At 25.1% G+C, this 14,885-nt stretch carries 15 protein-coding genes; 5 read left to right on the top strand and 10 right to left on the bottom strand.

The window, feature by feature from the left end; translation table 11 throughout:
• The first annotated feature begins 15 nt into the window (after window positions 1–15).
• The 5 genes from KMP11_RS03680 (at window position 16) to xerS (ending at window position 5,813) form a co-directional block, all read left to right on the top strand.
• Window positions 16–2,883 carry an insulinase family protein gene (locus KMP11_RS03680; protein ID WP_216280141.1) on the top strand — a complete coding sequence of 956 codons (2,868 nt, stop codon included), beginning with the start codon at window positions 16–18 and terminating at the stop codon, window positions 2,881–2,883.
• 20 nt (window positions 2,884–2,903) lie between these two features.
• Window positions 2,904–3,548 carry a tRNA (guanosine(46)-N7)-methyltransferase TrmB gene (gene trmB / locus KMP11_RS03675; protein WP_216280140.1) on the top strand — a complete coding sequence of 215 codons (645 nt, stop codon included), beginning with the start codon at window positions 2,904–2,906 and terminating at the stop codon, window positions 3,546–3,548.
• 63 nt (window positions 3,549–3,611) lie between these two features.
• Window positions 3,612–4,169 (top strand): elongation factor P, encoded by a 558-nt coding sequence (gene efp / locus KMP11_RS03670; RefSeq protein WP_215756199.1) that lies wholly within the window; start codon window positions 3,612–3,614, stop codon window positions 4,167–4,169.
• A 198-nt stretch (window positions 4,170–4,367) separates the two neighbouring features.
• Complete coding sequence (gene rpmB, locus KMP11_RS03665; RefSeq protein WP_215756200.1) at window positions 4,368–4,556, top strand: 50S ribosomal protein L28; 189 nt, start codon at window positions 4,368–4,370, stop codon at window positions 4,554–4,556.
• Between the two features lie 210 nt (window positions 4,557–4,766).
• Entirely contained in the window at window positions 4,767–5,813 is a 1,047-nt protein-coding gene (gene xerS / locus KMP11_RS03660; RefSeq protein WP_215756201.1) for a tyrosine recombinase XerS, read from the top strand.
• 193 nt (window positions 5,814–6,006) lie between these two features.
• On the opposite strand, the gene pgsA is transcribed toward xerS, so the two are convergent.
• From pgsA to trmL, 10 genes are all read right to left on the bottom strand, one after another.
• Complete coding sequence (gene pgsA / locus KMP11_RS03655; protein ID WP_216280139.1) at window positions 6,007–6,582, bottom strand: CDP-diacylglycerol--glycerol-3-phosphate 3-phosphatidyltransferase; 576 nt, start codon at window positions 6,580–6,582, stop codon at window positions 6,007–6,009.
• Between the two features lie 108 nt (window positions 6,583–6,690).
• Complete coding sequence (locus KMP11_RS03650; RefSeq protein WP_371741360.1) at window positions 6,691–8,901, bottom strand: DNA translocase FtsK; 2,211 nt, start codon at window positions 8,899–8,901, stop codon at window positions 6,691–6,693.
• Window positions 8,902–8,905: 4 nt separating this feature from the next.
• Entirely contained in the window at window positions 8,906–9,127 is a 222-nt protein-coding gene (locus KMP11_RS03645) for a ferredoxin (protein ID WP_215756203.1), read from the bottom strand.
• 2 nt (window positions 9,128–9,129) lie between these two features.
• Complete coding sequence (gene rdgB, locus KMP11_RS03640; protein WP_215756204.1) at window positions 9,130–9,705, bottom strand: RdgB/HAM1 family non-canonical purine NTP pyrophosphatase; 576 nt, start codon at window positions 9,703–9,705, stop codon at window positions 9,130–9,132.
• A 14-nt stretch (window positions 9,706–9,719) separates the two neighbouring features.
• Window positions 9,720–10,511 carry a glutamate racemase gene (gene racE, locus KMP11_RS03635; RefSeq protein WP_215756205.1) on the bottom strand — a complete coding sequence of 264 codons (792 nt, stop codon included), beginning with the start codon at window positions 10,509–10,511 and terminating at the stop codon, window positions 9,720–9,722.
• Entirely contained in the window at window positions 10,504–11,259 is a 756-nt protein-coding gene (gene recO / locus KMP11_RS03630) for a DNA repair protein RecO (protein ID WP_215756206.1), read from the bottom strand. Before recO ends, racE begins: the two co-directional genes overlap by 8 nt.
• On the bottom strand, window positions 11,243–12,151 hold the full coding sequence (era, locus tag KMP11_RS03625; RefSeq protein ID WP_216280138.1) for a GTPase Era: 909 nt from the start codon (window positions 12,149–12,151) through the stop codon (window positions 11,243–11,245). The genes recO and era overlap by 17 nt, the downstream gene beginning before the upstream one ends.
• 12 nt (window positions 12,152–12,163) lie before the next feature.
• Complete coding sequence (gene ybeY, locus KMP11_RS03620; RefSeq protein WP_216280137.1) at window positions 12,164–12,634, bottom strand: rRNA maturation RNase YbeY; 471 nt, start codon at window positions 12,632–12,634, stop codon at window positions 12,164–12,166.
• 103 nt (window positions 12,635–12,737) lie between these two features.
• Window positions 12,738–14,387, bottom strand: coding sequence for a formate--tetrahydrofolate ligase (locus KMP11_RS03615; protein ID WP_216280136.1), 1,650 nt, complete (start codon window positions 14,385–14,387; stop codon window positions 12,738–12,740).
• 22 nt (window positions 14,388–14,409) lie between these two features.
• Entirely contained in the window at window positions 14,410–14,883 is a 474-nt protein-coding gene (gene trmL, locus KMP11_RS03610; RefSeq protein WP_215756210.1) for a tRNA (uridine(34)/cytosine(34)/5-carboxymethylaminomethyluridine(34)-2'-O)-methyltransferase TrmL, read from the bottom strand.
• Window positions 14,884–14,885: the final 2 nt, after the last annotated feature.

Genomic DNA, 14,885 nt, shown 5'->3' with positions numbered 1-14,885 from the left:
CACTAGCAAAATATTATGAAATTCAATTTAATTAAAAAAAAATATTTAAAAGATATAGACACTACTGCGTTTGTCTATGAACATAAAAAAACAAAAGCAAGATTAATATTTTTCAATAATAATGATGAAAATAAATCTTTTAGCATTACATTTAAAACTATACCAAATAGTGATAATGGTATATTTCATATTTTAGAACATTCTGTACTTTGTGGTTCAAAAAAATATCCCGTTAAAGAACCTTTTGTAGAACTTATAAAGGGTTCTTTTAATACATTTATAAATGCAATGACCTTTGCTGATAAAACAATGTACCCTGTATCTTCAAAAAATGATGAAGATTTGAAAATACTCATGGATATTTATCTAGATGCTGTATTTAACCCTCAATTATTAGAAAATGACAAAATTTTAAAACAAGAGGGTTGGCATTATCACTTAGAAAATAAAGATGATGAACTTGAATTTAAAGGTGTAGTTTATAATGAAATGAAAGGTGCATATTCTTCTGTTGATGAAATAATTGATATGCACATTACAGAACAATTATATAGTGATACTCCTTATAGATATTCTTATGGAGGTAAACCAGAAAAAATTGTTGAACTAACACAAGAAGAATTTATAAATACATATAAATATTGCTATCACCCAAGTAATTCATACATTTTCTTATATGGAAATTTAGACATTGAAGATTATTTAGAAAAAATAGACTTATACTTAGCTAATTACGAATTTAGAGATTATAGTAATTATTTGATTAATGAACAAAAAAACTTTATTGAAAAACCAGTAGAAAAAACTTACTATACTGAATATCCAAAAGATAAAAATTATGTTACTATAAACTTTTTAATAGGGTCTAATTTAGAAAATAATTTAATAAATAGTATAAATGTAATAGATGAAATATTACTAGGAAACAATAATACAAATTTTAGAAAATATTTTATTGATAAAGGAATATGTGAAGATTTATATGGATATATGCAAAGAGATAAGGCAGAAGTAGCATATTCTATTATTTTTAAAAATGTAAAAAATGAATATGTAGATAAGATAGAATTTTTATACAAAGACGCTTTGCAAAAAGAATTAAAAAATAAATTTAATAAAGAACAAATTCAATCTATCATAAATAAAAATATCTTTACAATAAAAGAAGAAGTCAATAAAACCAGTTCTCCAAAAGGGGTAAGCTACGCTATAAGAGCCTTGAGAAATTGGTTGTATGGTAATAACCCTTTGGAACTATTTGATTATGATAAAACAATAAAATTCTTAGAAAAAAATTTACAAGATGAACAATATGAATACATAGCCAATAAATTTTTATTAGAAAACAATAAAAAATCTATTATAAAAATATTAGCAACTAATAATAAAGAAGAAGAACAATCATTAAAAGCTTATAAAAATTCTCTATCAGAAGAAGCTATTAGTAAAATTATTTTTGATACAAAATCTTTAATTAAGTGGCAAAATACAGAAGACGACAAAGAAGCTCTCGATAAAATAAAGAGTGTTAATGCTAAATCTGTAACTATAAAAAATCCATTTAAGCCTACACTTTTTAATGAAGTTAATGCTATTAAATATGCACATTACGATATTAATACTTCAAATATAGTTTATTCTAAGTTTATTTTTGATATTACTAATCTTAGTAAAGAAGAATTAAATTATGCAGCATTGCTAACCCATTTACTATTTAACATAAATACTAAAAATAAAACAGAATTAGAAGTAAATACAGAAATAGATACTTATTTAGGGGATATTAATTCTAGTATTAGTATTATGCAAGATGAAAAATCAGCTGATACAAAAATAAAATTTGTAGTTTCTGCTAAAAACTTAGTAGCCAATTCAAACAAATTAGCAAATATTTTATTAGAAAATACACTTAATTATGATTTTTCAAATAAACAAAATATTTCAAATGTTTTATTAGAATTTAAACTAAACTTAGAAACTCAACTAAAAGAATATGGTAATACTTTTGTAAATAGAAGAATAGCTAGCTATATGAGTTTAAAAAATATGTTATTTGAACAAATAAATGGTTATGATTTTTACATTTTTGTTAGTAACGTACTTAAAAATATTAATGAAGATTTCGATAATACATATAATAATTTGACAAATATAGCAGAAAAAATATTTAATAAAAATAATTTAATTGTAAGTACAACTTGCTCTAAAGAAGATAATATCATTTTTAATGAACATATTTCAAATTATGTAAACTTTTTAAAAGAAGATGCAATTTTAGCTAACACGTCTAAAATTAATTTTGAAAAAAAAGAAAAAAATTATTCAGAAGCATTTTACTTTAATACTCTAGTTCAGTATGTTGGTATGGGCTTTGATGAATTTGAAAATTATTCAGGTAGTCTTTTAGTTTTAAGACATATACTTAATTTTGATTATTTATGGAATAATGTTAGAGTTAAAGGTGGAGCTTATGGGTCTGGCATTAATATAAATAAATTTAAAGAACTGTCTTTTTGGTCATATAGAGACCCAAATTTTGAAAATACTTTAAATGTGTATAAAAATACTGCCGACTATATAAAAAATCTGAATTTAAACGATAAAGAATTAAATAAATATATAATAGGAACCCTGAATAATTTTAATCAATTAATGTCACCTATTGAAAAATCTACTTTTTCTCTAAATCATTATATTAATAATTATGATTACAAAGAATTTGATAAAATCGTAGAAGAAATAAAATCTACTACCTTAGAAGATTTAATAAAATTAGCAAAAATATTTGACAGTAATAATAAAAATTATATATGTGTTCTTACTACAAAAGAAAAAGCAACAGCTAATAGTGAGTTGTTTTCTAAAATTATAGAAATAAATTAATGAAAGGATAATTAATAATTATGAGAGTTAGAAACAAATCAAATGCACTACCTAGATTAGAAAATAATCCTTTTGTTTTTATTGAACCAAAAAATAATAAAAATAAGTGGAAAGATATTTTTAAAAATAATAGTCCTATTCACTTAGAAGTAGGGACAGGTAAGGGGAAATTCATATTTAATCTAGCAAAAAAATTTCCTGAAATTAACTTTATTGCTTTAGAAACACAACCAACTGTATTAAGTTTTCTTTTGGATAAAATAGAAGAAGAGGAAATTTCTAATCTAAGATTACTACTAGCAGATGCTAATAATTTAACAGAATATTTCGGAAAAGAAGAAATTGACAAACTATATCTTAATTTTTCTGACCCTTGGTCTAAAAAAAGACACGAAAAGAGAAGGCTAACCTTTAAAACTTTTCTTACTCAATATTCAGAAATTTTAAATAAGGAAAAAAGAATTGCTCAAAAAACTGATAATATGAATTTATTTGAATATAGTTTATTTAGTTATTCAAATTTTGGGTTCACTATTGATAAAATTTCACTCGATTTAACGAATAGTAAATATGAAAGTGATAATGTACATACAGAGTACGAAGATAAATTTATAACTAAGGGCAATAAAATATATTATGTAGAAGTAGTAAAAACAATTATATAAGTGTTGATTTTTACAATAAATTTAATTATAATTATTAAGTAATAAACTTAAAGGAGCAATAAAATGATTTCAGTTAATGATTTTAAAACAGGTATTACTATTGAAGTAGACGGTAATATTTGGAAAGTATTAGAATTTCAACATGTTAAACCAGGTAAAGGTGCTGCCTTTGTACGATCTAAATTAAGAAATCTAAGAACTGGGGCTGTTAATGATAAAACATTTAGAGCTGGTGAAAAAGTTGCAAAAGCTTTAATTACTAACGAAAAAATGTCATATCTTTATGCTACAGGTGATAATTATATTTTCATGAACAATGAAACATACGAACAAATTGAAATTCCAGAATCCAATATTAAATATGAACTAAATTTCTTAAAAGAAAATATGGAAGTTTCTATTCTTATGTATGGTAGCGAAATTCTTGGAGTTGATTTACCAACTACGGTAGAATTAGAAGTTACACAAACAGAACCAGGAGTTAAAGGAGATACAGCTACTGGTGCTACTAAATCTGCTACTGTCGAAACAGGATATACTTTACAAGTCCCTCTATTTGTAAAAGAGGGAGATGTTTTAGTAATAAATACATCTGAAGGATATTATGTATCTCGAGCATAAACAAGGATTGATTAATCCTTCTTTTTATTATTTTTAGGTGATTAATTTCATCTTGAAATAATAATTTTGACAATACCAGAAGTTTTTTTATTAAAATTAAGAAAAATTATTGTTATATTTAATAATATGTGCTATACTGATAACTGTGTATGTAGTAAATGTTATGAATAAACTATTTCCAAAAAGGAGGATTAATTCATGGCAAAAGTTTGTTACGTTACTGGGCGTAAAGCACGTTCAGGAAATACTCGTTCACATGCAATGAACGCTACAAAAAGAAGATTTAAAGCTAACTTACAAAAAGTAACTATTTTAGTTGACGGAGAACCTAAAAAAGTTTGGGTTTCTGCCCGTGCTTTAAAATCTGGAAAAGTGCAACGTGTATAATTAAACACAAGACTAACTTTAAACTATCTAAGATTTCTTAGATAGTTTTTTACTTTGCTTTCATTTGAAGCTATAAGAAATGCTAAATTAAGTCAAGATAAATAATCTCGGCTTTTTATTTTGAATATTATATAAATTTATAGTATGATATAATTATTCGCATAATACATATTATATGTATAAATGAAAAAGATAAAGGTGGAGAAAACAATGAACCAAAAAGATTATTATAAAAAAAAAATAAATAATAATATAAAAAATTTTCCAGAATATATAGAAGATTTTTTTGATACTTTCTATGACATTTTATCACCTCTAACTCTACATCGCTATTTAGAAACTTATCATTCATTTTTAAATTGGTTAATAACTGAATGTATTTCTGAAGCTGATAATATTAAATCGGTAAAAATATCTACCTTAGAAAATTTATCAAAAAAAGAAATGGAATCATATTTCAAAAAATTAGCTCGTGAAGAAATAAATGGAAAATATCGTTCTCAAACTACAATAAATAATTATAAAGCCGCCATGCGTTCATTATATAAATTTTTAACAATTACCAGTGAAAATGAATTAGGAAAATCCTACTTTGAAAGAAATGTAATGTTAAAAATTCCTATTAACAGAGTAAAAGAAACATTATCATCTAGGTCAAAAAAAATATCAGAAAAAATATTTTTAGATTCTCAAGATGATGAATTTTTAAATTATATAGAATTTGAATATGAAAAAACTTTATCTAAACATGCCAAAACATTCTTTTTAAGAGATAAAAATCGAGATATAGCTATTTTAACTTTATTTTTAAGAAGCGGTATTAGGGTTAACGAACTAGCTAATTTAAAAATTAAAGATATTGACTTTAAAAATTCTGAAATTAATGTAATTAGAAAAGGTGGAAAATACGACACTGTAATAATTACAGATTCTGCTATTAAAAAAATTAAAAATTACTTAACTACTCTACCTTTAGAATTAGGTAGGGAAGATAATTTGTTTGTAACTAAAAATAAAAAAGGTATCTCTATTAGAAGCATACAAAAATTAGTTATGAAATATACTGAAAGTTATAATATACCTATGTCCCCTCATAAATTAAGGCATAGCTACGGTACTAAACTTGCCCAAAAAACAAATGGAAATATACCAATAATAATGACACAAATGGGTCATTCAAGTAGCGAAACTTCCATTCTATATATAAACGAATCAAAGAAAATAATTAAAAAATCCATTGAAAAATTAGATGAATAATTTATATAAAGATTTCTTCATTTAAAATACAATTAATAAAATAAAAATAATAAATTATACTTACTTTACCAAAAAATATAAGTATAATTTATTATTTTTTATTTCTAAAATTATTTTTAAAAATTATCTTATATAGTAAAATAAAAAATATTTAGTGCAGATTTTTTTATTCACACTAAATATTATATTTTCATTATTTAAAAACATGTATAGAATTTTTAAAATATTCTATTCCAGATAATATAGTTAAAATTACAGATATCCATAAAATTATATTATCTAAAGCTATTCCTAAGTTATTAAAAATAGGATTCCCCAGTAAAATAAGTATTATTGCTACAAGTTGAGTTATAGTTTTTAATTTACCTAACAAACCAGCTGCTATTACCTCCCCTTGTTCAACTGCTAACATTCTTAAACCAGTAACAGCAAATTCTCTAGCAATAACACAAACAACCATCCAACTAGGTATCATAGCTAGTTCTACCATTACAATAAAGGCACTTCCTACCAATAATTTATCAGCTAACGGGTCTAAAAATTTACCAATATTAGTAACTAAGTTATATTTTCTAGCCAGATATCCATCTAAAAAATCTGTAATTGAAGCGAAGATAAATATTATTGCTGCTATAAATATATTATAACTTATACTTCTTCCTCCTAATATTGTAATATTACCATTTATATTGAAGAGTAAGAAGAAGATAAATACTGGTATTAAAATTGTTCTAAAAAATGTTATTTTATTTGGTAAATTTGTTCCCATAATATACAACTTTATCCTTACACTAATTTTTAATAATTTATCTTTGAAATTTTATTTGATTCATACTTTAATTGATTATACCATAAATATTTTTATTCAACAACTTAACTATTGATTATTTTCTGCAAATTCTGGTTCTAAAAATACTTTTCTTGGCTTGCTTCCATCAGCAGCTCCTATATAGCCGTCTTCTTCTAGGGTCTCTATGATTCTTGCCGCCCTATTATATCCAATTTTGAATCTTCTTTGCAATAATGAAGCTGAAGCCTTTTGAGTTTTTGCTATGAAAAGTAATACTTCTTTATATAGAGGGTCTACTTCATCAGATTTTCCAGCTTCTCTTGATGAATTTTCTGATGGTTTCATGCTAGGGTCGTAATCAGTTTTAGACTGATTTTTTATAAAGTCTACAATATTTTCTACTTCTAAATCAGATAAAAATGCTCCTTGCAATCTCACAGGCTTGCTAGATTCTGCTGATTGAAATAGCATATCCCCCCTTCCTAGTAAAGTTTCTGCCCCTGCCTTATCTAAGATAGTTCTTGAATCTATACTAGAACTTACAGCAAAAGAAATACGAGATGGTATATTTGATTTTATTACTCCAGTTATAACGTCAACCGATGGTCTTTGGGTAGCTATTATTAAATGTATACCAGCAGCCCTTGCCATTTGAGTTATTCTAGCAATTGACTCTTCTACTTCTTTTGAAGCAACTAGCATTAAATCTGCTAATTCATCAATAATAATAACTATGTATGGTAATTCTTTATATTCTTCATCTTCTTGTGCTATTTTGTTATAACCCTCAATATTTTTAACTCTGGCAATAGAAAATTCTTTGTATCTTCTTTCCATTTCTAAAACTACCTTATATAAAACATCAGCAGCTTTTAAAGGATTAGTTACTACTGGCGTTAACAGATGTGGTATCCCATCATAAATAGATAATTCTACCATTTTTGGATCAATCATTATCAATTTAACCTTATCTGGTTTATTTTTTAATAAAATACTTGTTATAATGGTATTTATACAAACAGACTTACCACTACCAGTAGACCCTGCAACTAAAAGATGGGGCATCTTATCCAATCTTGCAAAAATAGATTCTCCAGAAACATCTTTTCCTAAAGTAACCGATAAGGGGGAAGCGTCATTTCCATTAACAAAAACTTCTTTCATGGTTACCAACTGATTAACACTATTGGGTATTTCAATTCCTATTAGAGATTTGCCAGGTATCGGTGCTTCAATTCTAACATCTTTAGCTGCTAAATTTAAGGAAATATCATTACTCAAATTAATTATTTTACTAACCTTGGTACCAGGAGTCGGCATAATTTGAAATTGAGTTATTGATGGTCCTACTATAGCTTTTACAATTTTTACCTCTACTCCAAAATTTTTAAATGTATTTTTTAAAATCTTAGATTTATTAACTATATCTTCTTTTGAAATTTTTTTATTCTCTACTGGGTCTTTTAACAATGAAAGCGGTGGTAAAGTATAATGTTCATAATCATTTACTGCTTCATAATTTAATTTTTCTTCTTTTTTAGAAGTATTATAATTATTATCTTTTAAATTATCCTCTTTTATTAAGTCCTCATTTTTAAAATCATTTATTGATATTTCTAAATCAATATCTTTAATTTCATCATAATAAGTATTTATTTTATCAGCTTCATCTAATTCTTTGGTAAATTCAACTTCTTCGTTTTCTAAATATAAATTCTTTTTAGATGATATACTAGTTATCAAACTAGAAATTTTATCTGGGAATAATTTATTTATATACATTATTATGGTAAATATAAATAGAGATATAGCTAATATCAAAGCTCCATAATAAGATAATAAGTAAACTACTAGCTTACTTTGAAAATAAAAAATTTTTCCCCCTCCTAAAAAAGAATTATAGTTTTCAGAAACATAAAAATACGAAAATAAGTTATAATTACTAGATTTGTAAAAAAATAATTCTAATATTAAAGAAAATAAAAAAATAATAACTACTACATATATTTTATTATGTAAACTTTTTTTAAATATAGAAAATATTACGCTAGAGAAAACTATTAAATATAAAATATAGCTTGAACTACCTAATAAATATTTAATAAAATTATCAAAAGTTTGACCTAGCCAACCCATTCTTAAAGTTGTTATTGTAGTTATAGCAATAAGAACTATGTAAATAAAAAAATTATAAAAACTGGTATTATTTTCTTTGAAATTTAAAAATAACTTATAAACTGAAGTTGATTTTTTTTTTGATTTTATTTTTTTATTTTTTTTCAACCTATTTTTTGACAAAATATCACCTGCTTTCAATATTTTCTATAATTATAGATTCTGTGGGACATGAATCATAACATTCTAATAACAAAGATTTGAATTTATCATCTACTGTCTTTATCATCTTGTTGTTATCCAATTTGCAAAATGCAATACCGTCTTCATCACATTCATAAATTTCAGGGCAAATAGAATAGCAATTGCCACAAGATATACAAGTTTCTCTATTTACTTTAGTTCTCAAATTTATAAACTCCCTAAATAATCCACTAATTTATCAATAGCTTCTCTTCTGTGGCTTATACTATTTTTTTCTTCTGCTGAAATTTCTGCAAATGTTTTATTTAAACTATCAACAAAAAATATAGGGTCATAACCAAAGCCTTGAGTTCCTATTTTCTTTGTTAATATTTTCCCCTTACATTCACCTCTAAAACTTGCCCTTTTACCATCTGAATGAACAATACTTATAACACATACATATTTAGCTGGCGATTCTTTACCATTCAAATTTTTTAAAACTTGTTTAATATTGCTTTCATCTGTTTGCTCCTTAGAATATCTTGCAGAATAGACACCAGGTTCATTATTAAGTAATTCAACACAAAGACCACTATCATCTGCTATAGTATCTTTGCCAGAAAATTTAGAAACTATTTTGGCTTTTTTTAAAGAATTTTCTTCAAATGTTGGCATATCTTCTATAATTTCATCTTTAAAGCCTATATCATCTAATGTCAAAATTGTGTAATCTTTTAAGATATTTCTTATCTCCATTAATTTATGCTTGTTATTAGTTGCTAAAACTAATTCTTTTTTCATAAATTTCTCCTTATTTATAATTCAACCACTTCTATACAAATATTTTCATTTAACCATTTATTTGCTGTTTTTTTAAACTCATTACTATCCTTAGAAATAAAAAATTTATGGTCTTCTTTTTCTTTCTTATTGTGAATTTTTAAAAAAGTAAGAATCATACTTACTTCACGAGCAGTTTCTATTCCAGAAGATATAACTTTAATTTTATTCTTATAGTAACTTTCAATATCTTTTTGTAAAATTGGATAGTGAGTACAACCCAGTATTATTGTATCTATATCTAAGTTTTTAGTTTCAAGTAATTCATTATTTAATAACTTAAAAACCTTTTCTTTGTCATTATAATTCTCTTTTTCAACAAAAGAAACAAAAGTTATACAAGCCTTATTATGAACTATGATATTTTTATTTATATTATGAATTTCTTTTGTATATGCTTTTGACTTAGCTGTAAAATTTGTTCCTAAAACTAAAACTTTTTTATTATTTGTAGCTTGAATTGCTGTTCTTGCTCCTGGTTTAATAACTCCAATAATTGGAATATTATACTTTCCCTCTAAATAATCTAAAGATGCAGCAGTTGCAGTATTACAAGCTAAAACTATCATCTTAACATCTTTTGATATTAAAAATTTAACAGCTTTTTCTGTATATTTTAAAATTTCTTGCTGACTTTTATCACCGTAGGGACAATTTTTCACATCACCAAAAAAATATATAGTTTCATTAGGTAGTTGTCTTATTATTTCCTTAACAACTGTAATTCCCCCCACTCCACTATCAAAAACACCAATAGGTCTATTCATTATTTTTATCCCCTTCAAAAGAATTAAGAATACTCTCTAATTCTAAAATTTTATTATACGATTTTGTTTCTATACCTGAATACTCTTTAAGAATTATATTTATAAATCTAAATACTATATTAATTTCGCTATCATCTAAATGTATTTTTTCCAAAATATTTACAGAATTATTAGATAGAATATATATTAATTGTATTAATTTATTATCCAATTTAAAAAAACTATTATTACATTCTTCTACATCTATAAACATATTTTTTGAAAAAGAATATCCCGCATAATTTTTATTAGTTTTTAAATATTTAAATACAAATCCCTCATATTTTAAAAATAAAATTATAAAATAAATATTTGATAATTTTTCATCAATCTTATCTTCATTTATTAAATCAAGTAAATTATTAAGTAATTTATAAAAATAAGGATTTAATAATTGATTATATCCTATTATTTCTATTATATTTTTTATATAACTTGACTTTTTAATATCATAAATAATATTAGAAAAATAATTGTCGACGTCTAAATTTATTATTTTATTCATTCCACTTGTACGAAAAAATGAAGTTGTTACCAAAGTTGGAATAAACAATTTATTTTTTTTCTTATTCTTATTTACATTTTCATAAAAAAAACTTTCTACAAGCCCGTTTTCTGTAAATATATGTACTATTTCATGGTAATCTTTATAAGGAATTTTTTTTATTACAATACCTTTTAAGATAGCATTTTTAGCCAAAGACATCATCTCTATATCCTAGGTCTTTAATAAGATTTGGTTTTCTTCTCCAATTATCTATAACCTTTACCCAAAGTTCTAAAAATATTTTTTCTCCTAATAAGTCTTCAATATCTCGTCTTGCTAGCTGACCAATTTTTTTTATCATTTGTCCTTGCTTACCTATAATCATACCTTTTTGAGATTTTCTTTCTACTATTATAGAAGCAATAATTTGTTTTTTTAAATCTTTTTCTGATGATATTTTATCAATAACAACGGCTATTGAATGAGGTATTTCTTGACTTGTAAGTTGCAGAACTTTTTCTCTAATAAATTCTGAAATTATAAAATATTCTGGACTATCAGTAATAACATCGTCAGGATACATCTTAATGCTATAAGTTAAATATTTTTTAGTTACATCTAACAAATTATCAATGTTAATTGATTTTAAAGCTGATATGGGTATAATTTCAACAAAATCATGTAAATCTTTATAGAAATTTATTATTTTAAAAATATTTTCTCTATCAATTAAGTCTATTTTATTTAATATTAAAAAAGTAGGAACATTAAGTTCTTTTATAATATTAATTATTCTTTCGTCGCCTCTGCCATATTCATCTAAAACATTAACTATAAGATACACTATTTCTGATTCTTTTATAGCACTATTAGCTAATTTCATCATATAGTCCCCAAGTTTATGTTTTGGTTTATGAATACCTGGAGTATCTATAAAAACAATTTGAGCATCATCATCAGTATATACACCATTAATAATATTTCTCGTAGTTTGTGGTTTGTCTGACATTATTGCTATTTTTTGATTTAGGATATTGTTAAGTAGTGTAGACTTCCCAGCGTTGGGACGACCTATTATTGTAATAAAACCTGTTTTTATTAAATTTTCATTCATAATCATAACTTTCTATCTAGTAAGTCCGTATTTCTCTAAAATTTCTTTTTGCTTAGTAAACATTTCTATTTCATCTTCTTTTGTTGCATGGTCATAACCCAATAAGTGTAAAAAACCATGAACAGCTAAAAATCCTAACTCTCTTTCTAAAGAATGTTCATATTCTTTTGCTTGTTCTTTTGCTATTTCAAAACAAATTATAATATCACCTATGTAATTATCCTGTTCGCCACCAATAATTTTCAATTCATTTTCTACATCATCATTTAAGGCAAAAGAAATTACATCTGTTGGTCTATCAATTCCCCTATATTCCTTATTTATTTTGTGTATTTGTTCTATATCCACGATAGATAATGAAAATTCCGTTTTTGATTTATTTATATTTTCATAATCTGCAGCAATACCTAGTAATTCTACTAACATATTTTTAGTTTCAAACTCAAGTATATTAGAATCATCTATAATTTCTACAAAAGACATACATACTCCTTTTTTATAATAACTTATTGTAAATTATATTATACTTTAAAATAAAAATCCAATAGTAGTAAAAACAAAAGTTTTTACTACTATCAAATTCTTATTAAAATATATTTATAATGTTTTCTTGCTCATCAATATCTATTTTTATGGCATTTGGAATCTTAGGTAAACCAGGCATTGTTAGTATTTTATTTGTATAGACTACTATAAATCCTGCTCCTGATTTTAATTTTACATCTGTTATTTTAACTATAAAATCTGATGGTCGCCCTTTTATACTTGGGTCATCAGAAAGTGATAAAGGTGTTTTTGCCATACAGATAGGCAAATAAGAAAAGCCTAATTTATTAATATTATTAATTTCTTTTAAGGATTCTGCATTTACATCTATTCCGCTTGCTCCATAAATTTCTTTACATATTATTTCTATTTTTTCTAAAATAGTTTTTTCATCAGAATATAATAATTCAAATTTTTTATTATTATTTTCTACTGACTCAACTACTTTATTAGCCAAATCTTCTGCTCCCAAGCTTCCTTTAGCAAATACTTTTGTTTCTGATATTACAACATTATTTTCTTCTGCCCAAGCTTTAACAACTTCTAATTCGGCTTGTGTGTCAGTTGAGAAAACATTTAAAGCTACAACTACAGGTAAATTAAATTTATTTATATTTTCTATGTGTTTTTCCAAGTTTGGAAGTCCCTTTTTTATTGCTTCTAAATTTTCAAGAGTTAATTCATTTGCACTTATTCCTCCATGAAGTTTTAAGGCTCTAATAGTTGCTACAATTACCACAGCTTTTGGAACAATACCAGCTTTTCTACATTTAATATTTAAGAATTTTTCAGCCCCTAAATCAGCTCCAAATCCTGCTTCTGTTACTACATAATCGGCATATTTCATAGCTGTTTTTGTTGCAATAATAGAATTGCATCCATGAGCAATATTTGCAAAAGGACCTCCATGAATAATAGCAGGATTATTTTCTAATGTTTGTACAATATTAGGTTTAATAGCATCTTTTAAAATTGCTGCTAATACTCCTTGAATTTCTAAATCTCCAACATATATAGGTTGGTTTTTTTTATTATAAGCCACAATTACATTTGAAAGTTTTTCTTTTAAATCTTTTAAATTTTCAGATAAACAAAGAATTGCCATAATTTCACTAGCAACAGTAATATCAAAATGGTCGCTTCTTTGTTGTCCATTATTAGCAGTAGCAACTTCAATATGACGTAAGGCTCTATCATTCATGTCTAAAGCACGATTAAATACAACCCTATCAATACCTAATTCATTGCCCTGAAAAATATGATTATCAATTACAGCAGAAATAGTATTATTAGCTGTCGTAACTGCGTGCATATCTCCCGTAAAATGTAAATTAATATCTTCCATAGGAACTACCTGAGCATAACCTCCACCAGCAGCTCCACCCTTCATACCCAAAACTGGTCCCAAAGAAGGTTCTCTTAGTGCAACACAAGATTTTTTACCAATTCTATTTAATCCATCAGATAAACCTATTGTAACTGTTGATTTACCCTCGCCACTAGCTGTAGGATTTATTGCAGTAACTAAAATAAGATTAGACTTTGGATTTGTAGACAATTTATCTATTTTAATTTTTGCCTTGTAATCCCCATAAAGAATTAACTCATCAAGAGAAACTCCTAACTTTTCTGCTACCTTGCAAATTTTTTCTTTCTTACTTTCTATTGAAATTTGAAAATCTGTTTTCATCTATAAACTCTCCTATATAGTATTATAATATGTTTTTAAAATTTTGTTGCCTTAACGCCTCATATAATACCATTGCTACGGTATTAGATAAATTTAACGACCTTACTTTATCAGTAATAGGTATTCTTAAAGTTTTATTATAGTACTCTTCTCTAAAAGAAGCGGGTAAACCTTTAGTTTCCCTACCAAATATAAAATATAATTCTTCATTATTTTCATTAGAAAAATCAAAATTTGAATAAGTTTCACTTCCAAATTTTGTTATTAAAAAATAGTTTTTATCACTTGTATTCTTCAAAAAATCTTCTAAGCTATCCCATATAACTAAATCAAGATGCTCCCAATAGTCCAATCCTGCTCTTTTTAAATGTTTATCATCTATAGAAAAACCTAGGGGCATTATCAGGTGTAATCTAGCACCAGCTCCTACACATGTTCTTGCTACATTACCAGTATTAGCAGGTATCTCAGGTTGAAAAAGAACGATATTATTCATAT

Origin of the sequence: Gemella sp. zg-570, from assembly GCF_018866345.1 — a bacterium.
Taxonomy (GTDB): domain Bacteria; phylum Bacillota; class Bacilli; order Staphylococcales; family Gemellaceae; genus Gemelliphila.
This window is presented reverse-complemented; position numbering and strand designations above follow the sequence as displayed.